We start from the raw sequence: 24,875 nt of genomic DNA, 5'->3' as shown, positions 1-24,875 counted from the left end.
CGTTATCCATTTGTGAAGCCATTTCTGAAGGTATAGCCATGAGCACGATCCCGCAGACCAAGCCTCAGGGGCCCGGCCGTCCCAAGGACATGGAGAAGCGCGCGGCGATCCTAGAGGCCGCCAAGGCCCTGTTCATCCGCAACGCCTTCGCCGGCACCAGCATGGACGCGGTCGCGGCGGAAGCCGGTGTGTCCAAGCTCACCGTCTACAGCCATTTCGGCGACAAGGACAACCTGTTCCGCGAGGTCATCCGCGCCCGCATCCAGGACATCCTGCCCGAGGATACGTACCAGTACGTTCCCGACGAGGATATCGGCGAGACCCTGCAGCGCATTGCCCTGCATCACGTGCGGCTGGACTGCGACGTGCAGAACGTGGGCACCTTCCGCGCCATCCTCAGCGACTGCCGCCAAGGCAACCCCCGCTATGGCAAGTTGCTGTGGGAAGAGGGCCCGGAGCGCGGTCACCTGCTGATGAAACGCCTCCTGCAACACGCCGTTGACGACGGCAAGCTGGATATCCCCAATGTGGGGCGCGCCGCTGGCCAGCTGATTTCCCTGATCAAGGGCGAGATGCTCATGCGCCGCATGTTCGGCTGCGAGGAGTGCGCCCAGTCCTACGCCGTCGAGCTGGAACAGACCGCCCGTGACGGCGTGGACATGTTCCTGCGGGCCTATCTGCCCCGCTGACAGCCCCCTCCCGGTCCCCCGGGAGGGCCGTCGCACTCGCGACCGACCCCGCTTCGTGCTCAAATAGGCCCCTTGAAGCGGGGGTGCCGGCAACAGCCGGCTGAGAGAGTCCCTTCGAACCTGATGCGGCTAGTACCGCTGTAGGGAGCTTCGCCGCACGGAGTCGAACCCGTGCGTCCGGCGCCGTCGCTTCTGTTGCTGGTCTGCGAATTCGTTCGCAACGCCCCCGCGCATCACGCTGTGGGGACTCCCAACAAAAGCCCGTCCCTTCGGGGATATCGCTTCAAGCCGACGGACCCAAAGCCGATGAATGCCCTGCCCAATGACCTCGCGCGCGCCGCGCAGGAACTCTCCGAAGCCGTGACGCGCCCGATCCCGGGCTCGCGCAAGATCTACGTGCAGGGCAGCCGCCCCGACCTGAAGGTGCCGTTGCGCGAAATCTGCCAGGCGCAGACGCCGACCCTGTTCGGCGGCGAAGAGAACCCGCCGGTCACCGTGTACGACACCTCCGGCCCGTACACCGACCCCGACTACAAGGTGGACCTGGTCACCGGCCTGCCGGCCCTGCGAGCCGCCTGGATCGCCGAGCGCGGCGACACCGAGCAGTTGGCGGACTTGAGCTCGTCCTTCGGCCGCCAGCGCGCCACCGACCCCAAGCTCGACGCCTTCCGCTTCACCGCCACGCGGGCGCCGCACCGCGCCAAGGCGGGTGCCAACGTCACGCAGATGCACTACGCGCGCCAGGGCATCATCACGCCCGAGATGGAATACATCGCCATCCGCGAAAACCAGCGTATCGAGGCGCTTCGTGAAAGCGCGCTGCGCAACCAGCATCCGGGCGAATCCTTCGGTGCCGCGCTGCCGAAGCTGATCACGCCGGAATTCGTGCGTGACGAAGTGGCCCGTGGCCGCGCCATCATCCCGGCCAACATCAACCATCCGGAAGCGGAGCCGATGATCATCGGCCGCAACTTCCTCACCAAGATCAACGCGAACATCGGCAACTCCGCCGTGTCTTCCGGCATCGCCGAAGAAGTGGAGAAGCTGGTGTGGTCGATCCGCTGGGGTGGCGACACGGTGATGGATCTGTCCACCGGCAAGCACATCCACGAGACGCGTGAGTGGATCATCCGCAACTCGCCGGTGCCGATCGGCACGGTGCCGATCTACCAGGCGCTGGAGAAGGTCGGCGGCGTGGCCGAGGACCTCACCTGGGAAATCTTCCGCGACACGCTGATCGAGCAAGCGGAGCAGGGCGTCGATTACTTCACCATCCACGCCGGCGTGCTGCTGCGCTTCGTGCCGCTCACCGCCAAGCGTGTCACCGGCATCGTGTCGCGCGGTGGCTCGATCATGGCGAAGTGGTGCCTGGCGCATCACAAGGAAAACTTCCTCTACACGCACTTCGAAGACATCTGCGAGATCATGAAGGCGTACGACGTGTCCTTCAGCCTCGGCGATGGCCTGCGTCCGGGTTGTATCGCCGACGCGAACGACGCCGCGCAGTTCGGCGAGCTGGACACGTTGGGCGAACTCACCCAGATCGCGTGGAAGCACGACGTGCAGGTGATGATCGAAGGCCCCGGCCACGTGCCCATGCAGCTCATCAAGGAGAACATGGAGCGCCAGCTGGAGAAGTGCCACGAAGCGCCGTTCTACACGCTGGGGCCACTGACCACCGACATCGCGCCGGGTTACGACCACATCACGTCCGCCATCGGCGCGGCGATGATCGGCTGGTTCGGCACCGCCATGCTCTGCTACGTGACGCCGAAGGAACACCTTGGCCTGCCGAACAAGCAGGACGTGCGTGACGGCATCATCGCGTACAAGATCGCCGCGCACGCTGCCGATCTGGCCAAGGGCCACCCGGGCGCGCAGGTGCGTGACAACGCGCTGTCGAAGGCACGCTTCGAGTTCCGCTGGGAGGATCAGTTCAACCTCGGCCTCGATCCGGAAAAGGCGCGCGAATTCCACGACGAAACCATGCCGAAGGACGCGCACAAGAGCGCGCACTTCTGCTCCATGTGCGGCCCGAAGTTCTGCTCGATGAAGATCACGCAGGACGTGCGCGATTACGCCGCCGAGCACGGCACGGGTGAAGAGATCGCGCTGGAAGAGGGCATGGCGGAGAAGGCGGCGGAGTTCCGCCAGCAGGGCTCCGAGGTCTATCACAAGGCCTGATGTGCCGCGATGATCCGGCGGCAGCGTCCGCCGGATCATCACAGCCGTTCTAGCCGCCTGTGGGAGCGCACCCTGTGCGCGACAAGCGCCTGAGCGGAGGGTTGCGGCTCAGCCGTCGCGCACAGGGTGCGCTCCCACAGTGGCTCGTTGTTTCACGACGCGCTCACTTCGGTGCCGAAGGCACAAAGATCTTGCGAGCCCGTTGATAGGTGGAAAACGCCCGCATGGCGGCCCGTCAGCCAAAACCCCACCACGCGCGTTGAAAGGGGCACATCGCCACCAGGAGACGCGTCATGCCGGCACCGGACAACGCCCGCCGGGGACATGTGGTCCTCAGGGTCTTGCTGATTGCTGTCGCGCTGGGCGTGCTGGTCGCCAGCGCGGTGATGTGGTGGTGGGTGCGCCAAGCCGACGACGGCGGCCTCGCCACTGGCCAGGCGACGACATCGGCCGGGATGGAAGCCTCAAGCAGCTGACGCAGGCATAAAAAACGCGCCGCCCGGAGGCGGCGCGTTTCCTGCGAATCGATCAGGCCTTCTTGTCGGCCTTGTAGCGCTCGATGCCACCGAGGATCTCGGCCTTGGCTTCGTCCGCGCCGACCCAGCCTTCCACCTTCACCCACTTGCCCTTCTCGAGATCCTTGTAGTGCTCGAAGAAGTGGCCGATGCGCTCCAGCCAGTGGCCGGACACCGCCTTGATGTCCTTGATGTGGCCGTAGCCGGCGAAGATCTTCTCCACCGGCACCACCACCAGCTTCTCGTCGCTGCCGGCTTCGTCGGTCATCTTCAGCATGCCGACCGGATGGCAGCGGATCACCGCACCCGGCACCAGCGGCAGCGGCAGGATCACCAGCGCGTCCAGCGGATCGCCGTCGCCGCCCAGCGTGCCCGGCACGTAGCCGTAGTTGCACGGATAGCGCATCGGCGTGGAGAGGATGCGGTCGACGAAGATCGCGCCGCTTTCCTTATCCACCTCGTACTTGACGGGCTCGGCATCCTTGGGGATTTCGATGATGACGTTGATTTCGTCCGGAACCTTGCGGCCGGCGGGTACGAGATGCAGACCCATGTGCGTGTCCTTGAGCGTAGTCAGTGCAAAGACCTGAAAGGATACGGCAAAAGGTGGTGCATCGCAGCAGCCATGCGGTCTGGCGGGCGGTTTCAGTTCAGCGTGAGACAGACCTGCATCAGGCCCTCAGAGCCTGTTTAGGTTCTCCTGCAAACGTCCATTTCCCTCACCGTCATCCCTGCGTCGGCAAGGGTCCAGCGCCTTTATGCGTCACGAAAGACACTGGATTCCCGCCTTCGCGGGAATGACGGTGAGAGGAATGAGCTAGGCGGAGATCGTGAAAAGGCGCTCAGGCCTGGTAGGGACGTTCGCGTAACCACTTGGTGGCTATCCATTTTTCACCCTTGATCACGGGCAGCCCGGCATGCAGCGAGGCCTCGTCGCCCGTGTCGTAGGCGAAATAGACGGCTGAACCGCGCATGGCCGTCACGGTGAGGCCGATGCGGGGGAAGGCCGTGCCGCCGCCTTCCTCGGGGGTATTGAGGTACATCACCACGCTGGCGATGCGCTGGCCGCCGCGCGCGGTCACCGTGGAAAAGCCCGGCTGGTCGGGATTGAACCAGTCGAAATGCGGCTCGTACTCCTGGCCCGGCTGGTAGTGCAGGATCTGCAGCCCCTCGCCATGGCTCACCGGAATGGCCAGCAGGTCGGCGATGCGCTGTTCGATGCGCTGCACGAGCGGCGTTTCGCCGATACCGAAAAACATGCCCTGGCTGGTGCGCCGCTGGTCGGCCTGGTGACGACCGTCGACATCCACGGTGAGCGAGCGTGCGAGGCGGGGCGAGGCTTCGGCGATCAGTTCGTCGCACTCCTGCGCCGTGAGCAGGCCGTCCAGTACGCGTACCACCGGTGCGTCCGTGCTCACGCTGACCTTCACCGGGTGACCGTTCACCGTTTCCATCGGTGCCTGGGGATGGCGGGTGCGCAGGCCGGCGACCTTGTTCTTCGCGGCGGCCATGACCGTGGCCAGCGGCAGGTTCAGTACGCGGGCGACGATCTGGCGGCTCTGCTCGCCGCCATAGCCGGCATCCTTGAGCATCTTCAGCAGGTCGCTGAGGCTGCAGCCGGAACGGCTGGTCGAGAGAATCCATTCACGCAGTTCGGGGCGGATCGTGTGATGACTCATGCGAGTGCGTCGGTGCGCCGGCTCATGCCAGCGCACCATGTTACGCACCCGGGCCGGGATGTTCCATGCAGCCCGGGTGTTGCCTGCGGCTTACTTCACGTGATCCCACAGGTAGGTGTAGCCCAGCGCGCTCATGAAGGCCGCCTGTGTGTTGTTCGCCGCCGCGCCGTGGCCGCCTTCGATGTTCTCGTAGAAGCTGGCGTCATAGCCCAGCGAGGCCATCTTGGCGAACATCTTGCGCGCGTGCACCGGGCCGACGCGGTCATCGCGCGTGGAGGTGGTGAACAGCACGGGCGGGTACTTCTGGCCGGCCTTGGCATTGGTGTACGGCGAGAACGTCTTGATCCACGCCCATTCCTGCGGCTTGTCCGGGTCGCCGTATTCGGCGATCCACGAGGCGCCGGCCGACAGGTGCGTGTAGCGCTGCATGTCGAGCAGGGCCACCTGGCTCACGATGGCACCGTAGAGCTGCGGATACAGCGTGAGCATGTTGCCCATCAGCAGGCCGCCGTTGCTGCCGCCCATCGCGCCCAGATGCTGCGGCGAGGTGATGTTGCGCTTGAACAGATCCTGCGACACCGCGGCGAAGTCCTCATAGGCGCGCAGGCGGTTGGCCTTCAGCGCCGCCTTGTGCCAGCGCGGGCCGTACTCGCCGCCACCGCGGATATTGGCGATGACGTAGACGCCACCCTTCTCCAGCCAGGCGCGCCCCACATTGCCGCTATAGGCGGGCTGCAACGAGATTTCGAAGCCGCCGTAGCCGTATTGCAGGGTGGGGTTCTTGCCGTCCGCCTTCAGGCCCTTCGGCGCAATCTCGAAATAGGGCACGCGCGTGCCGTCCTTCGAGGTGGCGAAGTGCTGGCTCACCTCGTACTTCGAGGCATCGAAGAAGCTCGGGCTGTGCTTGATCGCCTGGGCATCGCCCTGGCCGAGCGTGCCGTAGTAGAGCGTGGTGGGCTGCAGAAAACCGGAAACGGTGAGGAAGTAGTCGTCGCTGTTGTCTTCGTCCACGGCGCTGGCGGCGATGGTGGAGAGCGCCGGTGCGCCGCCCAGTGGCGCGCGTTGCCATTCGCCCGCGGCCGGCGTCAGCACCTCGAGCCGGTTCACCACATTGTCCATCACGTTGAGGATCAGCTGGTGGCGCGTCCAGGAATACCCATCCAGCGCCGTCGTTGCGGTGGGTTCGAACACCACCGTGATGTCGCGCTTGCCAGCCATGTAATCGTCGAAGTTCGTTGCGAGCAGCGAGCCCGACGTGTAGGTCTTGCCGCCGACGGTCCAGTCGCTGCGCGGCTCGATCATCAGCCATTGGCGGTCGATGTCGACGTGGGCATCCCGGGGCACGTCGATCCTGGTGAGCTTGCCGTCCTTGCCGCGCAGGAAGGTCTCGCTGTCGTAAAAGGCAATCTGGCGCGTCACGAAGTCGCGTTCGTAGCCAGGAGTGTTATCGCGCATGGCGGACACCGACATATCCTCGTCGGTGGCTTCGTACACCGTGGTTGCGCTGGACAGTGGCGTGCCGCGCTTCCACTCCTTGACGATGCGGGGGTAGCTCGACTTGGTCATCGAGCCCGGGCCGAAATCCGTGGCGACGTACAGATGATCGATGTCCATCCATGCCACACGGGACTTGGCCTCGGGAAGCTCGAAGCCGCCCTTCACGAATTGCTTGTCCTTGAGGTCGAACTCGCGCGTCACGTTGGCGTCGGCGCCGCCACGCGACAAGGCGATGAGGCAGTGGCGGTATGCCGGCTTCAGGCAGTCGACGCCATGCCACACCCAGTTTTCGTTCTCCGCCGCGGAAAGCGCGTCAAGGTCGATCACCGTTTCCCAGTTCGGCTTGTCCTTGCGGTACTCGTCCAGCGTCGCTCGCCGCCACAGCCCCTTGGGGTGCTCCTTGTCGCGCCAGAAGTTGTAGAAGTAGTCGCCCATCTTGCCGACCATCGGAATGCGGTCGTGCGAGTCGAGCACTTCCAGCAGGCGCGCATCGAGCTGCTTGAACTCGGCGCTGTCGGCGTACTTCTTCACCGTCTCGGCATTCTGCTGCTTGACCCAGTCAAGCTGCTTGGTGCCGTCGATGTTCTCCAGCCAGAGGTTGGGATCCTTGGCGGTCGGTTCGATGCTGTCAGCTGCGTGCGTCATGCCGCCTAGTGTGATGCCCAGCGCAAGCGCCAGCCATAGCGTGGTCTTGGATGTCATGCCGTGTCCTTGGATGAGTGCAGCGGGAAAGTCGAGTGTGGCGGCCAGGGAGCGCGGGTGCGCGTGACTAAAGTCAGGGCTGCCTATGTGCCTGGGCTGCAACGAATAACGCCCTCTCCGCAAGGGAGAGGGCGTTGGTTGGAGCGGGACGATTACAGCAGGGGAATCAGCAGCAGGGCCACGATATTGATGATCTTGATCAGCGGATTCACCGCCGGGCCTGCCGTGTCCTTGTACGGGTCGCCGACGGTGTCGCCGGTCACCGCCGCCTTGTGCGCATCCGAGCCCTTGCCGCCGAAGTGGTCATCCTCGATGTACTTCTTGGCGTTGTCCCAGGCGCCGCCGCCGGTGGTCATCGAAATGGCCACGAACAGGCCGGTCACGATGGTGCCGATCAGCACGCCGCCCAGCGCCTGCGCGCCGGCCTCGGGGCCGCCCAGCCACTTGAAGCCGAACACCACGACCACGGGCACCAGCACGGGAAGCAGTGAAGGCACCAGCATCTCCTTGATGGCGGACTTGGTGAGCATGTCCACCGCGCGCGAGTAGTCGGGCTTGGTGGTGCCTTCCATGATGCCCTTGATCTCGCGGAACTGGCGGCGCACTTCCTCCACCACCGAGCCCGCCGAGCGGCCCACCGCTTCCATCGCCATTGCGCCGAACAGGTAAGGGATCAGGCCGCCGATCAAGAGGCCGATGATCACGTACGGGTTGGACAGGTCGAAGCGGAAATCCGTCAGGTTGAGGTGCTGGTTGAGGTTATGCGTGTAGTCGGCGAACAACACGAGTGCCGCCAGGCCGGCGGAGCCGATGGCGTAACCCTTGGTCACCGCCTTGGTGGTGTTGCCCACGGCGTCCAGCGGATCAGTCACCGCGCGCACTTCCGGCGGCAGTTCCGCCATCTCGGCGATGCCGCCGGCGTTGTCGGTGATGGGGCCGTAGGCATCGAGCGCCACGATCATGCCGGTCATGCTCAGCATGGCGGTGGCCGCGATGGCGATGCCGTAGAGTTCGGCCAGCTGATAGGCACCCCAGATGGACGCGCACACGGCCAGCACCGGCAGGGCGGTGGATTTCATCGACACGCCGATGCCCGCGATGATGTTGGTCGCGTGCCCCGTGGTGGAGGCCTGCGCCACGTGCTGCACGGGCTTGTACTCGGTGGCGGTGTAGTACTCGGTGATCACCACCATGGCGCCGGTCAGCACCAGGCCGATCAGCGCGCAACCGTACAGGCGGCTGACACCGTAGGCGGACCCGGCCATCAGGTGGTTCGTGATGGGCCAGAACGCGATAGCGGCCAGCACCGCCGATACCGCGACACCCGCGTATAGCGCATTCATGATCTTGGGGCCGCGGGCCTTCACGAAGAAGGTGCCGATGATCGAGGCAATGATGGACGCACCGCCGAGCACCAGCGGATACAGCACGCCGTTGCTGCCGGTCTGCTCGGCCATCACGCCGCCGAGCAGCATGGTGGCAATCAACGTCACGGCGTAGGTCTCGAACAGGTCCGCCGCCATGCCGGCGCAGTCGCCGACGTTGTCGCCCACGTTGTCGGCGATCACGGCGGGGTTGCGCGGATCATCCTCGGGAATGCCGGCCTCGACCTTGCCGACCAGGTCGGCACCCACGTCGGCGCCCTTGGTGAAGATGCCGCCACCGAGTCGGGCGAAGATGGAAATCAGTGACGAGCCGAAGGCCAGGCCCACCAGTGCATGCAGCGCGTGCATGGTCTCGTAGCCCATGCGGCCCAGCATGACGTAGTAGCCGGTCACGCCCAGCAAGGCCAGCCCCACCACCAGCATGCCGGTGATGGCGCCGCCGCGGAACGCCACGTTCAGTGCCGAGGCGAGGCCGTTGCGGGCCGCTTCGGCCGTACGCACGTTGGCGCGTACCGACACGTTCATGCCGATGTAACCGGTCGCACCGGAGAGGATGGCACCGATGGCGAAACCGATCGCCGTGCCCCAGTCCAGGGCGAAGCCTATGATGAGAAACAACACGACGCCGACCATGCCGATGGTCGTGTACTGGCGATTGAGGTACGCCTTCGCGCCTTCCTGGATCGCGTTGGCGATCTCTTGCATACGTGCGTTGCCGGGCGATTTCGCCAAGACCCAGCGCACGGACAGTGCGCCGTAGAGAACCGCCAGGACCGCACAAGCCAGCACGATCCACAAGCCATACTGCTGCAGCATCGGAGCCTCCCCGGGAGTGGTAGCGATAGGTACCGGGGACCACCCATCGGCCTCCCCGATACGGCGGCCGCCCTGAAAGGGCGGTCACCCGGAGTATAGACAGAGGCTGACGACAGTCATGTTGTGCGACGCAGCGCGGCATGAAAAAAAAGCGGCGCCAGACGGCGCCGCTCCGGGGTTTTGCGGGTTTGTGCAGGGCTCAGCGGATGACCATGTCCAGGATCATGTTGTCGCCGATCGACACCAGCAGATAGTTGCTGTCGTTGCGCACCCAGCGGTAGCCGTAGGGCGGCGGCGCCAGGCGATAACCACGGTAGTCGTTCACGATATACATGGGGCCGTCGTAGCGGTAGCCGCGTTCCCAGCGGTGCGGGCGACCGTAGTAGCCACGATCGCTGTAGTAGCGACGCTCCCAGTGATCGTGGCGGTCGCGGTCATGTCCACGGCCACGATCATGGTCGTCGTGATGACCACGGCCCCGGTCATGGTCGTGCCACGGGTCGGCCGATGCCGCGCCGCTGCCGGCGAGCAAGGCCAGTGCGACGAACACGCTGGAAAGGGTCTTCATGGCGTCCTCCAGGGGCGACCTCCGGCACCACGCGCCGGATTTGTCTTAGGGTGGACGCATCGTAAAAATCTGCGCCTGAACGCCGGGCGTGCTTTTTTGCAAGCGTCATGCAAGCTTTCAGCATCGGCTTAGGCAGATGAATCGGCGTACAGGAATGTTAGGGGAGGCGACCATGTTCCTGCGGGTGATCGTGGTGTTGGTTGCGCTGGCGGCGCTGCTCTATGCCGGTGTCTGCCTGTCCCTGTATCTGGGGCAGCGGCAGCAGATCTATCACCCGGAAGCGACCTGGCGCGTGCAGCAGGCGCCGGACTTCGAGCTGGTGAATGACGGCGTCCGCCTGCGCGGCTGGGTGATGAACCCGGGGCGCCGCAAGGCGCTGCTGTACTTTGGCGGAAACGGCGAACGCATCGAGGATGCGCGCGAGGAACTGGCGCACTGGTTTCCCGATCGCACGATCTACCTGCTGCCGTATCGCGGCTATGCGGCCAGCGAAGGGAAGCCGGGCGAAACCGCGTTGGTGGCCGACGCCCGGGCGCTGTTCGATCTTGCCGCGCGAACGCATCCGCAGATCGCCGCGATCGGCCGCAGCCTGGGCAGCGGGGTAGCGGTGCAACTGGCGGCCAAGCGCCCGGTGGAACGCCTGGTTCTGGTCACGCCGTTCGACAGCCTCGTGCGGGTGGCGGCGGGTTACTTTCCCTGGCTGCCGGTGAATGCGTTGATGCGTGATCGCTTCGAGTCGTGGCGGTACGTCGGTGCCATCCACTGCCCCGTGCTGGTGATCCGCGCGCAGGACGACGAGGTGATCCCCGCCGCGCGCACTGTGGCGCTGGTGGCGGCGTTCAGCTCGCCGCCGACCGTGCAGGTGGTGCCCGATGCCGGGCACAACACCGTGCAGGATCACGCAGACTACCGCGTGAGCCTGGAGCACTTCCTGCAGTGACGGTTACTTTCCGAACGGCTCGAGCTTGCGCGCCACCATCGCGTTTTTCAGCGTGATGTATTGCGGTAAACCGTTTTTGCCGTACGGGGGCGGCGCTTCGCCCTGGATCAACGGAGCGAGGTAGCGCCGTGCCGCCGCCGTGATGCCGAAACCGTCCTTCGTCAGGAAGCTGGCGGGCATTTTCTTTTCGCGATTGGCGATCTTCGTCAGTGGCGCGGATTCAATCTTCCAGCGATACGGCGCGTCGTTGGTACGCACGATCACGGGCATCACGGCGTTCATGCCCGCGAGCGCGTAGTCGACCGCCGCCTTGCCCACGGCGTAGGCCTGGTCGGCATCCGTCTTCGAGGCGAGATGGCGCGCCGAGCGTTGCAGGTAATCCGGCAGGGCCCAGTGGTACTTGTAGCCCAGCTTTTCCTTTACCAGCGCCGCCAGTACCGGCGCCACGCCGCCCAGCTGGCTGTGGCCGAAGGCGTCGCGCGTGCCCGCCTCGGCCAGGAACTGGCCTTCGGCATTGAGCAGGCCCTCGGAGGCCACCACGGTGCACCAGCCCACGCGCTCCACCGTGGCCTTCACCTTGGCAAGGAAAGCGGCTTCGTCGAAGGGGCGCTCGGGAAACAGAATGATGTGGGGCGGCGCGTCGGCGCCTTCCCCGGCAAGGCCGGCGGCGGCGGCGATCCAGCCGGCGTGGCGGCCCATCACCTCGAGGATGAACACCTTGGTCGAGGTGTCCGCCATCGATGCCACGTCCAGGCTCGCTTCCAGGGTCGACACGGCGGTGTACTTCGCCACTGAACCGAAACCCGGGCAGCAGTCGGTGACGGCCAGGTCGTTGTCCACGGTCTTGGGCACGCCGATGCAGCGGATGTCGTAGTTCATGGCCTTGCCGAGCTGCGAGATCTTCAGCGCCGTGTCGGCCGAATCGTTGCCGCCGTTGTAGAGGAACCAGCGGATGTCGTGGGCGCGGAACACGTCGATCAGGCGCTCGTACTCGGCGCGGTTGGCGTCCAGCGATTTGAGCTTGTAGCGGCACGAGCCGAATGCGCCGCCCGGTGTGTGGCGCAGTGCGGCGATGGCGGCCTTTGTTTCCTTCGTTGTATCGATCAGCTCCTCGCGCAGCGCGCCCAGGATGCCGTTGTGCGCGGCATAGACCGGCACGCCTTTCACCCGCGCCGCTTCGATGACGCCAGCGGCGGTGGCATTGATCACGGCGGTGACGCCGCCGGACTGCGCATAGAGCAGACGACCTTCAGGCTTGGATTTGGTTGCCATCGTTCAGAGCCTTTCTCAATCCGGCAGGGCGAGGTTGCCGTGCTCATCAAACACGAAGTACGGGTTGAATGCGAACTCCCACAGGTGTCCGTCGGGGTCGGCGAGGTAGCCGGAGTAGCCACCCCAGAACGCCTCCTGCGGCGTTTTCAGCTCGCGCGCGCCTGCTGCCAGTGCGGCGGCAAACCAGCGGTCCACTTCTTCCTTGGAGCTGGCGTTGCGCGCCAGTGTGACCGCGGGGAAACCGGTGGGCAGGTCTTCCGCCAGCGCGTCTTCGGCCAGCGCATCGCGTCCGTACAGGGCGAGCACGGCGGCGCCGCCCTTGAGGAACACGATGTTCTCATTGCTGGCCGAGGAGGCTCGCCAGCCCCAGGCTTCGTAGAATCGACGCGATTGCGGCAGGTCGCTGACGCCCAACGTGACGATATGGATCCGGGGTGCGGACACGGCGTTTTCCTCGAATGGGACTCGCAGAGCTTAATCCGGCCCGCCCGTGGCGTCCCCGTGACATTCCCGTGTCACGACTAACCCGTTTCGCAACAAACACTTGCCATTTCTTGACCGGTTTCTCGGTTTGACGCCATCGCCCGCAGAAGTTAATTTGAGAGCCCATTTTCTTGTATCCGCCGGGCCTCGCAGCGTGCGTGGTTCGTGGATCCCTTGGAGCACTATGCGACTCGTCCTTCTCGGTCCGCCCGGTTCGGGCAAAGGCACCCAGGCCGCGCGTCTGAAGGTGGAACTCGGTGTACCGCACATCTCGACCGGCGACATGCTCCGCGCGGCCGTGGCGGCCGGCACGCCGACCGGTCTGAAGGCGAAGGCGGTGATGGATGCAGGCAAACTGGTGTCGGACGACATCCTGCTCGCCATGCTGGAAGAACGCCTTTCGCAGGATGACGTGAAGAACGGCTTCATCCTCGACGGCTATCCGCGCAACCTGGCCCAGGCCGACGCGCTGGATCACCTGCTGGCAAAGATCGGCCAGCCGCTGGATGCCGTGGTGAAGCTGGACGTGCCCAACGCAGTGATCATCGGCCGCTGCGAAATCCGTTTCGCCGCCGAGCACCGCAAGGACGACGATCCGGTCGTCGTGCGCGATCGCCTGAAGGTCTACGCCGAGCAGACCGCGCCCGTCGCCGACTTCTTCGAGCGCCGCGGCAAGCTGCAGGTGGTGGACGGCGTGGGCGAACTCGACGAGGTCACCGGACGCGTCAAGCGCGCGCTTGATGCCGGCTCGGCAGCCGCCAACGGTTGATACTCCGGGCCGCCGCAAGGCGGCCCGATGCTTTCTGGCCGGCATACGCCCGGCCGCGTTCCATCGAGTGGGTTACACATGCGTCTGCACATCCTCGGCATCTGCGGCACCTTCATGGGCGGCGTCGCCGCCCTGGCGCGCGAGCTTGGCCTCACCGTCGAGGGTTCCGACGCCAACGTCTATCCGCCCATGAGCACCCAGCTCGAATCGCTGGGCATCCGCCTGATGGACGGCTACAAGGCCGATCACCTCAAGCCTGCGCCCGATCTGGTCGTGGTCGGCAACGCCATGGTGCGCGGCAACCCGGCCGTGGAGTACATGCTCGACGAGCAGCTGCGCTACATCTCCGGTCCGCAGTGGCTGGGCGAGACGCTGCTGCCAGGACGCGAAGTGCTGGCCGTGGCCGGCACCCACGGCAAGACCACCACCACCAGCCTGCTGGCGCATCTGCTGGAAAGCGCGGGTCTCTCGCCGGGCTTCCTGATCGGTGGTGTGCCGGGCAATTTCGATGTGTCGGCACGCAAGGGCAGCGGCAAGCCGTTCGTGATCGAGGCCGATGAGTACGACAGCGCCTTCTTCGACAAGCGCTCCAAGTTCGTGCACTACCGACCGCGCATCGCCATCCTCAACAACCTCGAATACGACCACGCGGATATTTTCCCCGACGTGGCGGCGATCCAGCGCCAGTTCCATCACCTGGTGCGCACCGTGCCGGGTAATGGACGGCTCATCGTCAACGCGCACGACCATCACCTTGCCGAAGTGCTGGCCATGGGCTGCTGGACGCCAGTGGAAACCTTCGGCATCGGCAAGGGCGACTGGCAGGCCGACCTGATCGACGCCGACGGCTCCGCTTTCACCGTGCGCCGCAACGGTGAGGTGATCGGCGAGATCCGTTGGTCCCTGCTCGGCAACCACAGCGTGATGAACGCACTCGCCGCGCTGGCCGCAGCCACGGCGGCCGGGGCTGACCCGCGCGCGCTGCTGCCGGCGTTCGCCAGTTTCCAGAGCGTCAAGCGCCGCATGGAAGTCGTGGGCGAGGCAAACGGCGTACGCGTGTATGACGATTTCGCGCATCACCCCACGGCCATCGCCACGACGCTCGCGGGCCTGCGCGCCAAGGTTGGCAAGGCACGCATCGTGGTGGCGCTGGAGCCACGTTCCAATTCGATGCGCCTGGGCGCCCATGCCGAAGCGCTGGCGCCCTCGCTGGCCGATGCGGACGCCGTGGTGTTCCTGCACCGTCCCGAACTTCCGTGGGATGCGGGGCGCGTGACCGGCGCCTTGAACGGCCGCGGCAGCACCGTGCCGACAGTGGACGCGCTCATCGCAGCCTTGCGCAGCGAAGTGCGCGCCGGCGATCACGTGGTCTTCATGTCCAATGGCGGTTTCGAAGGCGCGCCGCGGCGCTTTGCTGACGCCATCAAGTCCTGATCGTCGCTCTCGTCCTTCTGTAGGAGCGCACTTGTGCGCGACCGCGGCGTTCCGGGATGCCCCGGTCGCGCACAAGTGCGCTCCTACAGGGGAACCCTGCGCGGGTAGACTCCCCGCATGGCCGCCAAGACCCTTCACCCCGATCGCCCGCTGTTCCCATTGGGTACGGTGTTGTATCCCGGCGGCCAGCTTTCGCTGCGCATCTTCGAGCGACGCTACCTCGACATGGTGCGGGAGTGCGCACGCACCGGCGGTTCGTTCGGCGTCTGCCTGATCCTGCAAGGGCAGGAGGCCGGTGCACCGGCCTTGCCCGCCGCGGTGGGAACACTGGCGCGCATCGTCGATTTCCACAACCGCGAAGATGGCCTGCTGGGCATCCAGGCCGAAGGTGGCGAGCGGTTCCGCGTAACGCGCACGCGCGTACGCTCCGATGGCCTGGTGCGTGGCGACATCGAGCTCTGGCCCGCGGAGTCGTCGCAGGAGGTGCCCGTGGAATTTGCCTTGCTGCAGTCCATTCTTGAGCGCCTGATCGAGACCATGGCGCCGCATTGGCGCAATGCACCGCGTCATCGCTATGACGATGCCAGCTGGCTGGGTTTCAGGCTGGCCGAGCTGCTGCCGCTGCAGACAGATGAGCAGCAGCGTCTGCTGGAGATCACCGACCCGGTGCAACGCCTGGCCGAATTGCGCGACATCCTTCCGCGCTTCCAGCGCGCCTGAAGCGCATCGCTTGAAACGTTTGCGGTGCGATCCGCACTTTCCGCCCGGGAAATGCGCTTCTACACTGCCTCATCCATGACTGAGGTGACACTTCCATGAGCAGCCTGGCGGGCAAGACCCTCTTCATCACCGGCGCGTCGCGCGGCATCGGCCTGGCCATTGCCGTGCGTGCGGCGCAGGACGGCGCCAACGTGGCGATTGCCGCCAAGAGCAGCGTGCCCAACCCGAAGTTGCCCGGCACCATTTTCAGCGCGGCGCAGGAGGTGGAAGCCGCAGGCGGCAAGGCGTTGCCGATCAAGTGCGATATCCGCGAGGAAGACGAGGTGGAAGCCGCCGTGGCCGCCACCGTCGAACGCTTTGGCGGCATCGACATCCTGGTGAACAACGCCAGCGCGATCTGGCTCGCCGGCCTGGCGGACACGCCGATGAAGCGCTTCGACCTCATGCAGCAGGTCAATGCGCGCGGCAGCTTCCTGTGCGCGCAGGCGTGCCTGCCGCATCTGTTGAAGTCCGCCAACCCGCACATCCTCACGCTGGCGCCGCCGCCCTCGCTCGATCCGAAATGGTGGGCGCCGCACACGGGCTACACGCTGGCGAAGATGGGCATGAGTTTCGTCACCCTGGGCCTTGCCGGTGAACTCGGCAGCAAGGGCGTGGCGGTCAATGCGTTGTGGCCGCGCACCATCATCGCCACCGACGCGCTCAACATGATCCCGGGCGTGCCGATCGATCGTTGCCGCAAGCCGACCATCGTGGCCGACGCGGCGCATGCGGTGCTGACGCGCGAAGCCAAGGGTTTTTCCGGCCATTTCCTGATCGATGAAGATGTGCTGCACGAGGCGGGCGTGACGGACCTCACCTGGTATGCCATGGACGCGTCCCAGCCGCCGCTGCCCGACCTGTTCCTCGATTGACCGCCATGGCCTGCCCGTTCTGCGACATTGTGGCCGGCCGCATTGAAGCCAGCGTGGTGGCGCAGACGGCGCATGCGCTCGCCTTCCTCGATATTCGCCAGGCCGTGCCCGGGCATGTGCTGGTGGTGCCCAAGGCGCATGTCGAAGACATCTATGCCATCGAGCCAGCGTTGGCCGGCGAGGTGATGCAGTTGGGCGTGCGCGTGGCGCACGCCTTGCGCGAGGTGTTCCACCCGCCGGGACTCAACCTGTGGCAGTCCAACGGTGCGGCGGGCGGGCAGGAAGTGGCGCACTTCCACCTGCACGTGCAGCCGCGCCGCGTCGCGGACGGCTTGTTGCGCGTGTATGCCCTCGGTGTACCGGAGCCCTCGCCACGCGATGCGCTCGATGACATGGCGCGGCATATCCGGCGTTTCCTTCCTCACGATGACGGCGTCCCCGCGCCACGGAGCCATCCATGAAGTATCTGCACACCATGATCCGCGTTCGCGACATCGACGCGAGCCTGCGCTTCTTCTGCGAAGGCCTGGGCCTCAGGGAAATGCGTCGCACGGAAAACGCCGCAGGCAAGTTCACCCTGCTGTTCCTTGCTGCGCCGCAGTCGCCGGAGGCGGAGATCGAGCTGACCTACAACTGGGGTTCGACCGAGGATTACGGCAGCGCCCGCAACTTCGGCCACCTTGCCTTCCGCGTGGACGATATCTACAAGACCTGCGCCCACCTGCAGGCCATGGGCTACACCATCAGCCGCCCGCCACGCGACGGACACATGGCTTTCGTACGCTCGCCGGACCTGATCTCCGTAGAACTACTGCAAGACGGTCACCTCCCGCCGCAGGAACCCTGGGCATCAATGCCCAACACCGGCGTCTGGTAGGCGTTCTGCCGCTTCGGGTGCCGCTTTGCGGGCCTCGGGACAAGCGTTCGGCCCGGCTTTGGGACCCTAGGCCATTGGTGCTAGCCGGCCTGATGGCCTCCGGCTTCTGTCCGACGCCAAGTGCGCCATTTGTCGGGTGACTGCGGCAGGCAGAGTTGTATATTGTGTGACCCATATCACATTCCTGTAGTGGTCGCGGGCTAGGTTGGCGCGACGGGCGTGGTAACCGGGGGGCGGCCATAGGACATGGCAACGACCGGCCGAAACCTGTGACCCTTCAGGGGTTGGGGGAGGGACCATGGCTGTATTGAGGGAGGAAGCCAGGCGATGCGTCGTCTGGTTCGGCCAGCCAGCCGGTGAGGAACGGGCAGGTCTGGCCCAGGCAGGGTGGATCGTCCGTGTGGCCGATGCCGGTACCCAGGGTGGCGTTGGCATGCGCAACAACGACACCGTCGTCGCGCTGGCCGACCTGAGGCATGGAGACCCAGCCACCGTCCAGGCTATGGCCCAGCTCATGGCCGACCATCCGTGGCTGCCGTGGGTGGCGCTCATTCCGCCCGACATGTCGGCGCATGAGCCGTTGATCGACCGCATCCTCGAAGCAAGCATCGAATATTTCAGCACGCCCGTGGACGTGGACCGCCTGGTGGAGGCGCTGGCGCGCATCGGCGGTGACGAGCCACGCGCGGCCGACCACGGCGACAGCGGCATCACCGGCCGCAGCGCCGCCATCGGCGCAGTCGTGGCCAGCGTGCGCAAATACGCGCCGGTGGAGTTGCCGGTGCTGATCACGGGGGAGACGGGTACCGGCAAGGAAGTCGCCGCACGTGCCTTGCACAGCCTGTCCGCGCGTGCCGACCGGCCGTTCGCCGCGATCAACTGCGGTGCGCTGCCTCCGAACCTGGTGCAGTCTGAATTGTTTGGCCATGAGCGCGGCGCGTTCACGGGGGCCAACGCGCGACGCATCGGCCATTTCGAAACCGCCGCTGGCGGCACCGTATTCCTCGACGAAGTCGGCGACCTGCCGCTGGATGCCCAGACCAGCCTGCTGCGTTTCCTGCAGGAGGGCACGCTGGAACGCGTGGGCAGCAGTCAGCTGATCAAGCTGGACGTACGCGTGCTGGCGGCAACGCACGTGGATCTGGAAAAGGCGGTGGAGCAGGGCCGCTTCCGCGAAGACCTCTACTACCGGCTCAATGTGCTGCGCTTGCGCATGCCACCCTTGCGCGAGCGCGAGGACGACGTGGTGCTGCTCGCGCAGCGGTTCCTGGACGCGTTTCGCGAGTTGCATCCCACTCGTGCGCGCGCCTTCAGCGCCAGTGCGCGCCGGGCGATGCTGGAATTCACCTGGCCGGGCAACGTACGCGAGCTGCTCAATCGCGTGCAGCGCGCGGCAGTGGTGGCCGAAGACACGCTCATCAGCGTCAACGACCTTGATCTGGCCGACGTGCTGACCAAACAAGCCGCGCGATCGAGCCTAGGCAGCACGCGCGTGGCGGCAGAACGTGATGCCGTGATCGCCTGCCTGCGCGAAAGCCGCTTCAACGTGAGCGAATGCGCACGCCGCCTGAAGGTGTCCCGGGTGACCATCTACCGCCTGTGCAAGAAGCACCAGCTCGCGCTCGACGAGTTGCGCTGAACGGACGTCCATACGCCCGGCAGGGCGACCTCCACCGTCATATGCGGCCACCTCGCCGGGGCGGGTGGCGGATGCTCGCTCCTGCATGGCTGGTTGGGCGCCGACCCAGCCATCTGACTGCAAGCACCCGCCGCCCGCTCCGGTCGAGGTCGACCGACCGTGGGGAAGACTGTCATGCGGGACCGTTGGAGCTGGAGAGTGAAGGAAGGCCCCCGACCCGCAGGGGTCGGGTCGGGGGCTTCCATTGGTGCCCCGGCCACAGGGGTTGCCGGGTTACCGCCCTCATCACCGCCTTGCGGCGGAATGCTTTTCAACGACCTCCCGTCAGGACGTGACGGGAATGAGCGATCCGGTTGCCAGCTGCGAGCCCCGTGCCGACGTAGCCCTGGGCCACCCATGGGCATCGCCATCCTGTCGCCGAGACCGTCCATGTCGCGGTGTTCGGCGCGTTGTCGCAGCTGGCTCTTTCCCCCTTCCCGCCTGTACGGGTACAGGTGAGCAATCGCCGTGCCAAGGTCGGGCAATGGCTGAAAAACGCCGTTTCCCACGGCGTGGCCACGGCAGGCGGCGCTTTGAAACGTGCTAATGGCGTTACAGCCACGGGCCGAAACATGCCCGCAAAAGCCGCTTAACACCCGTGGTTAAGCCAATTCGCCGAAGGTGTATCACCCGGTTAACAGCGGACAGGTGAAATGTCACACCTGCGCCATCTCGGCCCGTTCCCGCTGCGGCAGCTGCCCCTGGGCGCGGCCGCAGCACTCTCGTTGGCGTTTCCAAGGCGTCCTGTCCGCTCCTTGCACGCGCCGGAGCCGTGCAAACCCTGCCCTCAGGGCTTACGATGCAGGGCCGCCGCCACTGGCGGCGCATCCCCATCCCCCAATTCCATTTTGAGCATGGTGTCGTCTCCGTCGACGATGCCCGGAGTACGACATGCACGCGCAAGACCCGTCCGCCCAGTCCCTGATCGATCTCGGCAAGCGCTACTGGCTGCCGGTGTATCGACCGCGCGATGTGGTGCTGGACCATGGCAAGGGCGCGCGTGTGTGGGACACGCAGGGGCGCGACTACGTGGATTTCGGCGCCGGCATTGCGGTGAACGCCTTGGGTCACCAGGATCCGGATCTGCTCGAAGCGCTGACCACGCAGGCGCACAAGCTCTGGCACACCAGCAATGTGTTCTATAGCGAGCCGCCCCTGCGACTGGCCGAAGAACTGGTTGCGGCGTCGGGCTTTGCCGAGCGCGTGTTCTTCTGCAACTCCGGCGCGGAGGCCAACGAGGCCGCCATCAAGCTGGTGCGCAAGTGGGCCACGGCACAGGGGCGCGACGCCAACAAGCGCGTGATCGTCACCTTCCGCGGCTCCTTCCATGGCCGCACGCTGGCCGCCGTCACGGCCACGGCGCAGCCGAAGTACCAGGAAGGTTACGAGCCGCTGCCCGGCGGCTTCCGCTATCTCGATTTCAATGATGTTCCTGCGCTGGAAGCGGCCTTTGCCCACGGCGATGTGGCGGCGGTGATGCTGGAGCCCGTGCAGGGCGAAGGCGGCGTGCTGCCGGCGGCGCCGGGTTTCGTCCAGCGCGTGCGCGAACTGTGCGACCAGTACGGCGCATTGTTGGTGCTGGACGAAATCCAGTGCGGCATGGGGCGCTCCGGCACCTTGTTCGCCTATGTGCAGGACGGCGCCAGGCCGGACATCGTCACCCTGGCCAAGGCGCTGGGCTGTGGCTTTCCCATCGGTGCCATGCTGGCCGGCCCCAGCGTGGCCGAGGTCATGCAGTTCGGCGCGCACGGCACCACGTTCGGCGGCAACCCGCTGGCGGCGGCCGTGGCGCGCGTGGCGCTGCGCAAGCTGTCGTCGCCCGAGCTGCTGGCGAACGTGGCCCGCCAGTCGCAGGCCTTGCGCGAGGGTCTGATGCGCATCAACGCCTCGCTGCCACTGTTCGACGAAGTGCGCGGCCGCGGCCTGATGCTCGGTGCGGTCCTCAACGAGGCGAACAAGGGCAAGGCAGGCGCCATTCTCGATCACGCCGCGGCGCATGGCCTGCTCGTGCTGCAGGCGGGCCCGGACGTATTGCGCTTCGTGCCCGCGCTCAACATCAGCGACGAAGACATCGCCGAGGGCCTCCAGCGCCTCGAAGCCGCGCTGCGCAGCTTCATCGCGGGCTAAGCCCAAACCTTGCGGTGCGCCTCCCTGCCTGTGGGAGCGCACCCGGTGCGCGGCAGCCTTTCGGCCGCTACACCCTGAGGTCGGCGAGCGCCCGCTCCAGGCCGGCAAAGTCGCGGTAATGGTGCACAAGTAATCCGGCCCCCCGCGCACCCTCGACGTTGGCTTCGTTGTCATCGACAAACAAGGTGGCGTCAGCGGGTACCTTCAGCGCGGCAAGGCAGTTCGTGTACACCTCGACGTCCGGCTTGCGCGCACCGAATTGCGCCGAGGCAAACGCGCGCCCGTCGAACAGCGGAAATAGCGCGGGCGCAATGCGGTGAAGCTGTTGCGCCATCAGCACGCTGTTGTTGGTGAGGATGGCCAGGGTGGAGCGCTGGCCCAGCGTTGCCGCCAGCTCGAGCATGTAGGGACGGATCACCGTGGCCGTCCGTCGTGCCGCCGTCCACGCATCTACCGTCACGGCGCGACCAAGATGGGTGCTCAGCGCATCGAGGTAGGTCTCTGCGGTGAGCGTGCCGCTATCGGCTGCGTCCTCGATGCCCGATCCATAGATGGCGTCCTGCACGGCCTCCGGCGTCCGTCCGATGGCGTGGGCCAGATGGCTCACGCGCACCGAACGGTCGTAGTCGGCCAATACTTCGTCCAGATCGAACAGGACGCAGCGCAACGTCATCTCAGCCGGCGCGTGCGGCGCGCAATGCGCCACGTGCCGCTTCCAGCGTATCGGCGATGTCCTGCTCGCTGTGCGCGCTGGAGACAAAGCCCGCCTCGAAGGCCGAAGGCGCCAGATACACGCCGCGCTCCAGCATGCCGTGGAAGAAGCGGTTGAACATGGCGGTGTCCGCGGCAATCGCCTGGGCGTAGCTGTCCACTTTCTCCCGGGTGAAGAACAGGCCGAACATGCCGCCCACGCGATTGGTGCTGAAGGCCACGCCTTCGCCGTCCGCCACGGCCTGCAGGCCGTCGGTGAGCAGGCGCGTGCGCGCGGCAAGCTGGTCATAGAAGCCCGGCGCCTGGATCAGCTCCAGCATCGCCAGGCCGGCGGCCATCGCCACCGGGTTGCCGGACAGCGTGCCCGCCTGATAGATCGGGCCGGACGGCGCCACCTGCTGCATCAGGTCGCGACGACCGCCATAAGCACCCACGGGCATACCGCCACCGATGATCTTGCCGAAGGTGGTCAGGTCAGGCGTCACGCCGTAGTACGCCTGGGCACCGCCCAGCGCCACGCGGAAGCCCGTCATCACCTCATCGAAGATCAGCAGCGCGCCGTGCCGGGTGCACAGCTCGCGCAGGCCCTGCAGGTAGCCGTCCTTCGGCGGAATGCAGTTCATGTTGCCGGCCACCGGCTCGATGATCAGGCCGGCAATGTCATGCCCGTGCTCGTCGAACAGGCGGGTCGCGGCATCAAGGTCGTTGTAGGTCAGTGTGAGCGTCAGGTCGGCATTGGCCTTCGGTACGCCGGGCGAGGTCGGCACGCCGAACGTAAGCGCTCCCGAGCCCGCCTTCACCAGGAAGCTGTCGCCATGGCCGTGGTAGCAGCCTTCGAACTTCACGATCAGGTTGCGACCCGTGGCACCGCGGGCGACGCGGATGGCCGACATGGTGGCTTCCGTGCCCGAGTTCACCATGCGCACCATGTCGATCGAGGGAATCAGGCGCGTGATGGTTTCCGCCATGGTGACTTCGGCGGGGCAGGGCGTGCCGTACGACAGGCCGTTCTTGACGGCCCGCTCCACGGCCTCGCGCACATGCGGATGGTTGTGGCCGACGATCATCGGGCCCCATGAGCCGACGTAGTCGATGTAGCGCTTGCCTTCGACGTCCCACAGGTACGGGCCATCCGCCCGCGCGGTGAAGAACGGCTCGCCACCCACCGACTTGAAGGCGCGCACCGGCGAGTTCACGCCGCCGGGCATCAGCTGCTGTGCGCGTTGGAAGAGTTCGTGGTTGGTGGTCATCGTGGATGTCTCAATGCGAAGTGAAGAGTTGGGCGAAGCGCTCGGCGGCGCCGCGGACGTCGGGGTCACCGAACACGGCCGAGATCACGGCCAGGTAGTCGGCGCCGGCGTCGATCAGCGAGCCGCCATTGTCTGGCGTGATGCCACCGATCGCCACTCGGGGCACGCCCAGCGCGGCGGACTGCCGCAGCAGCTCGAACGAAGCACGGCGTGCGTGCGGCTTTGTGGGCGATGGAAAGAACGCCCCGAAAGCAATGTAATCGGCACCGGCGGCGGACAGCTCGCGGGCGCGCTGCAGCGAGTCATAGCAGGACACGCCGATGATGGCCTTTTCGCCCAGCACGGCACGGGCGGTTGCCACGTCGCTGTCTTCCTCACCCAGGTGTACGCCGGCCGCACCCGCGGCCAGGGCCAGGCCCACGTCGTCGTTGATGATCAGTGGCACCTGACGCGCAGCGCACAGGGCGCGCAGCGCGCGCGCCTCGTCGAGGCGGCGAGGATGGTCGGTGGTCTTGTCCCGGTACTGCACCAGCCGGGCACCCCCGGCCAGCGCCTGGGCCACCACCTCGAGCAGATCGGGGCGGGGACCGTCGGTGATCACATAAAGGCCTTGGCCCTGGAGTTTTTCGCGCATGCCAATCAATCCTGGATAAAGCGGCGCCATACGCTTTCGCATCGGCGGGGGAGTTGCGAGAATGAACCTCTTATTTTCCATATCAAGCAGTCCACGATGAATCAGAGCACCAACGAAACCGGCACCCTGCGCAAATGGATGTGTGTCGTCTGCGGCTTCATCTATGACGAGGCGCTGGGCCTGCCCGACGAAGGCATTGAACCCGGTACGCGTTGGGCCGACGTCCCCGATACCTGGACCTGCCCGGACTGCGGTGCGACCAAGGATGACTTCGAGATGATCGAAATCGACTGATTTCCCTCCCGGTTGCCCCCAAACGGCCCGATTCCGTCATCGTACGGACCGGGCCGTTTGCTTAGATGCTCCTGCGCGCCGGAAGAACGAGGCGAGCAACCCTGGCAGGAGCAGTACCATGCAGCAGTTCATTCCGTTCGAAGACGAGTGGGACATCCTGGAAAGGCTCAGTCCCGAAGCCCTCATTCCCTATCACGTTGGCGTGCCCTGCCGGCATGACATGGCGGCCAACGATCACTGCACCGGGCCGGCAGCGCCTGTGACAGCCCCAGCATCCCAGGCCCAGACGCCCGGAAACACCCGGCCGTAACGCCCCGACAGGGCCCTGGGAAAGCCGGCGCGGGGATCGCCCTTATCTAGAGGGGCTCCCCGCAACGGACGTCCCCCCCGCATCCCCCGAAACACCACCTGGCCCAGCCCCGATGGGGCGCAGACCGCGCGGGTGGCAGCTCACCATATAGAGGAAGACCAGCGCGCGCCTGAAAACCGCAGGCCCGCGCCTCCTGCGTGTCGCGCCCCAAACGAAGGCAGGGAAGGCGGGACGCGGCCGCGGGATGGCCCCGGGTTCCGGACATAGCGTGGCCGGACGCGGGCCTGGGCGCCTCGTCGGGCGACGTTTTGTCATCGATGTGAAAAAAAATCGTTGAGACCCCTTCCCAACCCTGTGGGGTCACGCTATTATTTCGCTCCTCCCCGGACGAGATGCTCTTCCTCACGGGGTTCCACTGAAAACCCGG

24 protein-coding genes and 1 riboswitch are annotated in these 24,875 nt (G+C 65.9%); of the genes, 14 read left to right on the top strand and 10 right to left on the bottom strand.

The annotated features are described in order from the left end of the window. The first annotated feature begins 38 nt into the window (after positions 1-38). The 3 genes from HY57_RS00120 (at position 39) to HY57_RS00110 (ending at position 3,349) form a co-directional block, all read left to right on the top strand. Complete coding sequence (locus tag HY57_RS00120) at positions 39-689, top strand: TetR/AcrR family transcriptional regulator (protein WP_019465052.1); 651 nt, start codon at positions 39-41, stop codon at positions 687-689. Positions 690-758: 69 nt separating this feature from the next. Continuing rightward, a riboswitch (TPP riboswitch) is annotated at positions 759-853 on the top strand. A 142-nt stretch (positions 854-995) separates the two neighbouring features. Further along, positions 996-2,873 carry a phosphomethylpyrimidine synthase ThiC gene (gene thiC / locus HY57_RS00115; protein WP_019465051.1) on the top strand — a complete coding sequence of 626 codons (1,878 nt, stop codon included), beginning with the start codon at positions 996-998 and terminating at the stop codon, positions 2,871-2,873. A 293-nt stretch (positions 2,874-3,166) separates the two neighbouring features. Further along, entirely contained in the window at positions 3,167-3,349 is a 183-nt protein-coding gene (locus HY57_RS00110) for a hypothetical protein (RefSeq protein ID WP_019465050.1), read from the top strand. 52 nt (positions 3,350-3,401) lie between these two features. Here HY57_RS00110 and ppa read toward each other — a convergent pair whose 3' ends face one another. The 5 genes from ppa to HY57_RS00085 all read right to left on the bottom strand — a co-directional run bounded on the left by ppa (position 3,402) and on the right by HY57_RS00085 (position 10,035). Next, on the bottom strand, positions 3,402-3,941 hold the full coding sequence (gene ppa / locus HY57_RS00105) for an inorganic diphosphatase (protein WP_019465049.1): 540 nt from the start codon (positions 3,939-3,941) through the stop codon (positions 3,402-3,404). A 289-nt stretch (positions 3,942-4,230) separates the two neighbouring features. Then, positions 4,231-5,067, bottom strand: a complete 837-nt coding sequence (locus HY57_RS00100) for a 2OG-Fe(II) oxygenase (RefSeq protein ID WP_026033883.1) — start codon at positions 5,065-5,067, stop codon at positions 4,231-4,233. A 90-nt stretch (positions 5,068-5,157) separates the two neighbouring features. Then, entirely contained in the window at positions 5,158-7,266 is a 2,109-nt protein-coding gene (locus HY57_RS00095) for a prolyl oligopeptidase family serine peptidase (protein WP_019465047.1), read from the bottom strand. Between the two features lie 152 nt (positions 7,267-7,418). Next, entirely contained in the window at positions 7,419-9,467 is a 2,049-nt protein-coding gene (locus HY57_RS00090; RefSeq protein WP_019465046.1) for a sodium-translocating pyrophosphatase, read from the bottom strand. Between the two features lie 199 nt (positions 9,468-9,666). Next, the gene (locus tag HY57_RS00085; protein WP_019465045.1) at positions 9,667-10,035 is read right to left on the bottom strand and encodes an RcnB family protein; all 369 of its coding nucleotides are present in this window, start codon (positions 10,033-10,035) and stop codon (positions 9,667-9,669) included. Between the two features lie 172 nt (positions 10,036-10,207). On the opposite strand from HY57_RS00085, the gene HY57_RS00080 reads away from it, so the two are divergent. Next, entirely contained in the window at positions 10,208-10,975 is a 768-nt protein-coding gene (locus HY57_RS00080) for an alpha/beta hydrolase (protein ID WP_019465044.1), read from the top strand. Positions 10,976-10,978: 3 nt separating this feature from the next. On the opposite strand, the gene HY57_RS00075 is transcribed toward HY57_RS00080, so the two are convergent. Then, positions 10,979-12,247 carry a 6-phosphofructokinase gene (locus HY57_RS00075; RefSeq protein ID WP_019465043.1) on the bottom strand — a complete coding sequence of 423 codons (1,269 nt, stop codon included), beginning with the start codon at positions 12,245-12,247 and terminating at the stop codon, positions 10,979-10,981. Positions 12,248-12,262: 15 nt separating this feature from the next. After that, a complete protein-coding gene (locus tag HY57_RS00070) occupies positions 12,263-12,691 on the bottom strand; it encodes a VOC family protein (protein ID WP_019465042.1) in 429 nt (142 codons plus the stop codon). A gap of 223 nt (positions 12,692-12,914) precedes the next feature. On the opposite strand from HY57_RS00070, the gene HY57_RS00065 reads away from it, so the two are divergent. The 8 genes from HY57_RS00065 to HY57_RS00030 all read left to right on the top strand — a co-directional run bounded on the left by HY57_RS00065 (position 12,915) and on the right by HY57_RS00030 (position 21,249). Continuing rightward, the gene (locus HY57_RS00065) at positions 12,915-13,499 is read left to right on the top strand and encodes an adenylate kinase (RefSeq protein WP_019465041.1); all 585 of its coding nucleotides are present in this window, start codon (positions 12,915-12,917) and stop codon (positions 13,497-13,499) included. Positions 13,500-13,577: 78 nt separating this feature from the next. Further along, positions 13,578-14,933, top strand: coding sequence for a UDP-N-acetylmuramate:L-alanyl-gamma-D-glutamyl-meso-diaminopimelate ligase (gene mpl, locus HY57_RS00060; protein WP_019465040.1), 1,356 nt, complete (start codon positions 13,578-13,580; stop codon positions 14,931-14,933). A 117-nt stretch (positions 14,934-15,050) separates the two neighbouring features. Next, on the top strand, positions 15,051-15,653 hold the full coding sequence (locus tag HY57_RS00055; protein WP_019465039.1) for an LON peptidase substrate-binding domain-containing protein: 603 nt from the start codon (positions 15,051-15,053) through the stop codon (positions 15,651-15,653). Between the two features lie 95 nt (positions 15,654-15,748). Further along, complete coding sequence (locus tag HY57_RS00050) at positions 15,749-16,567, top strand: SDR family oxidoreductase (protein WP_019465038.1); 819 nt, start codon at positions 15,749-15,751, stop codon at positions 16,565-16,567. Positions 16,568-16,572: 5 nt separating this feature from the next. Further along, entirely contained in the window at positions 16,573-17,028 is a 456-nt protein-coding gene (locus HY57_RS00045; protein ID WP_019465037.1) for an HIT family protein, read from the top strand. Next, positions 17,025-17,444, top strand: a complete 420-nt coding sequence (locus HY57_RS00040; protein ID WP_019465036.1) for a VOC family protein — start codon at positions 17,025-17,027, stop codon at positions 17,442-17,444. Before HY57_RS00045 ends, HY57_RS00040 begins: the two co-directional genes overlap by 4 nt. 298 nt (positions 17,445-17,742) lie before the next feature. Continuing rightward, a complete protein-coding gene (locus HY57_RS00035; RefSeq protein WP_026033882.1) occupies positions 17,743-19,083 on the top strand; it encodes a sigma-54 dependent transcriptional regulator in 1,341 nt (446 codons plus the stop codon). A 930-nt stretch (positions 19,084-20,013) separates the two neighbouring features. Then, positions 20,014-21,249, top strand: a complete 1,236-nt coding sequence (locus HY57_RS00030) for an acetylornithine transaminase (RefSeq protein ID WP_019465033.1) — start codon at positions 20,014-20,016, stop codon at positions 21,247-21,249. A 67-nt stretch (positions 21,250-21,316) separates the two neighbouring features. Here HY57_RS00030 and HY57_RS00025 read toward each other — a convergent pair whose 3' ends face one another. Genes HY57_RS00025 through thiE form a run of 3 tightly spaced genes read right to left on the bottom strand, consistent with a single transcriptional unit; the run spans position 21,317 to position 23,844 of the window. Next, entirely contained in the window at positions 21,317-21,922 is a 606-nt protein-coding gene (locus tag HY57_RS00025) for an HAD family hydrolase (RefSeq protein ID WP_026033881.1), read from the bottom strand. Position 21,923: 1 nt separating this feature from the next. Next, positions 21,924-23,210 carry a glutamate-1-semialdehyde 2,1-aminomutase gene (gene hemL / locus HY57_RS00020; RefSeq protein ID WP_019465031.1) on the bottom strand — a complete coding sequence of 429 codons (1,287 nt, stop codon included), beginning with the start codon at positions 23,208-23,210 and terminating at the stop codon, positions 21,924-21,926. A gap of 10 nt (positions 23,211-23,220) precedes the next feature. Then, entirely contained in the window at positions 23,221-23,844 is a 624-nt protein-coding gene (gene thiE / locus HY57_RS00015) for a thiamine phosphate synthase (RefSeq protein WP_019465030.1), read from the bottom strand. Positions 23,845-23,940: 96 nt separating this feature from the next. On the opposite strand from thiE, the gene HY57_RS00010 reads away from it, so the two are divergent. Further along, a complete protein-coding gene (locus HY57_RS00010) occupies positions 23,941-24,138 on the top strand; it encodes a rubredoxin (protein WP_019465029.1) in 198 nt (65 codons plus the stop codon). A 118-nt stretch (positions 24,139-24,256) separates the two neighbouring features. Beyond that, a complete protein-coding gene (locus tag HY57_RS00005) occupies positions 24,257-24,448 on the top strand; it encodes a hypothetical protein (protein WP_019465028.1) in 192 nt (63 codons plus the stop codon). The last annotated feature ends 427 nt before the right edge of the window (positions 24,449-24,875 follow it).

Source organism: Dyella japonica A8 (genome assembly GCF_000725385.1).
Classification (GTDB): Bacteria; Pseudomonadota; Gammaproteobacteria; order Xanthomonadales; family Rhodanobacteraceae; genus Dyella; species Dyella japonica_C.
The sequence above is the reverse complement of the archived record's forward strand: the minus strand, read 5'-3'. Positions and strand labels throughout refer to the sequence as shown.

Excerpts from the sequence above, each read along its gene's own strand:
- HY57_RS00085 (WP_019465045.1), bottom strand. The coding sequence starts at position 10,035 with ATGAAGACCCTTTCCAGCGTGTTCGTCGCACTGGCCTTGCTCGCCGGC.
- HY57_RS00110 (WP_019465050.1), top strand. The coding sequence starts at position 3,167 with ATGCCGGCACCGGACAACGCCCGCCGGGGACATGTGGTCCTCAGGGTC.
- mpl (WP_019465040.1), top strand. The coding sequence starts at position 13,578 with ATGCGTCTGCACATCCTCGGCATCTGCGGCACCTTCATGGGCGGCGTC.
- HY57_RS00120 (WP_019465052.1), top strand. The coding sequence starts at position 39 with ATGAGCACGATCCCGCAGACCAAGCCTCAGGGGCCCGGCCGTCCCAAG.
- HY57_RS00030 (WP_019465033.1), top strand. The coding sequence starts at position 20,014 with ATGCACGCGCAAGACCCGTCCGCCCAGTCCCTGATCGATCTCGGCAAG.
- thiE (WP_019465030.1), bottom strand. The coding sequence starts at position 23,844 with ATGCGCGAAAAACTCCAGGGCCAAGGCCTTTATGTGATCACCGACGGT.
- HY57_RS00055 (WP_019465039.1), top strand. The coding sequence starts at position 15,051 with ATGGCCGCCAAGACCCTTCACCCCGATCGCCCGCTGTTCCCATTGGGT.
- HY57_RS00065 (WP_019465041.1), top strand. The coding sequence starts at position 12,915 with ATGCGACTCGTCCTTCTCGGTCCGCCCGGTTCGGGCAAAGGCACCCAG.
- HY57_RS00035 (WP_026033882.1), top strand. The coding sequence starts at position 17,743 with ATGGCTGTATTGAGGGAGGAAGCCAGGCGATGCGTCGTCTGGTTCGGC.
- HY57_RS00025 (WP_026033881.1), bottom strand. The coding sequence starts at position 21,922 with ATGACGTTGCGCTGCGTCCTGTTCGATCTGGACGAAGTATTGGCCGAC.
- ppa (WP_019465049.1), bottom strand. The coding sequence starts at position 3,941 with ATGGGTCTGCATCTCGTACCCGCCGGCCGCAAGGTTCCGGACGAAATC.
- hemL (WP_019465031.1), bottom strand. The coding sequence starts at position 23,210 with ATGACCACCAACCACGAACTCTTCCAACGCGCACAGCAGCTGATGCCC.
- HY57_RS00045 (WP_019465037.1), top strand. The coding sequence starts at position 16,573 with ATGGCCTGCCCGTTCTGCGACATTGTGGCCGGCCGCATTGAAGCCAGC.
- HY57_RS00075 (WP_019465043.1), bottom strand. The coding sequence starts at position 12,247 with ATGGCAACCAAATCCAAGCCTGAAGGTCGTCTGCTCTATGCGCAGTCC.
- HY57_RS00095 (WP_019465047.1), bottom strand. The coding sequence starts at position 7,266 with ATGACATCCAAGACCACGCTATGGCTGGCGCTTGCGCTGGGCATCACA.
- HY57_RS00010 (WP_019465029.1), top strand. The coding sequence starts at position 23,941 with ATGAATCAGAGCACCAACGAAACCGGCACCCTGCGCAAATGGATGTGT.
- HY57_RS00090 (WP_019465046.1), bottom strand. The coding sequence starts at position 9,467 with ATGCTGCAGCAGTATGGCTTGTGGATCGTGCTGGCTTGTGCGGTCCTG.
- HY57_RS00040 (WP_019465036.1), top strand. The coding sequence starts at position 17,025 with ATGAAGTATCTGCACACCATGATCCGCGTTCGCGACATCGACGCGAGC.
- thiC (WP_019465051.1), top strand. The coding sequence starts at position 996 with ATGAATGCCCTGCCCAATGACCTCGCGCGCGCCGCGCAGGAACTCTCC.
- HY57_RS00050 (WP_019465038.1), top strand. The coding sequence starts at position 15,749 with ATGAGCAGCCTGGCGGGCAAGACCCTCTTCATCACCGGCGCGTCGCGC.
- HY57_RS00080 (WP_019465044.1), top strand. The coding sequence starts at position 10,208 with ATGTTCCTGCGGGTGATCGTGGTGTTGGTTGCGCTGGCGGCGCTGCTC.
- HY57_RS00100 (WP_026033883.1), bottom strand. The coding sequence starts at position 5,067 with ATGAGTCATCACACGATCCGCCCCGAACTGCGTGAATGGATTCTCTCG.
- HY57_RS00005 (WP_019465028.1), top strand. The coding sequence starts at position 24,257 with ATGCAGCAGTTCATTCCGTTCGAAGACGAGTGGGACATCCTGGAAAGG.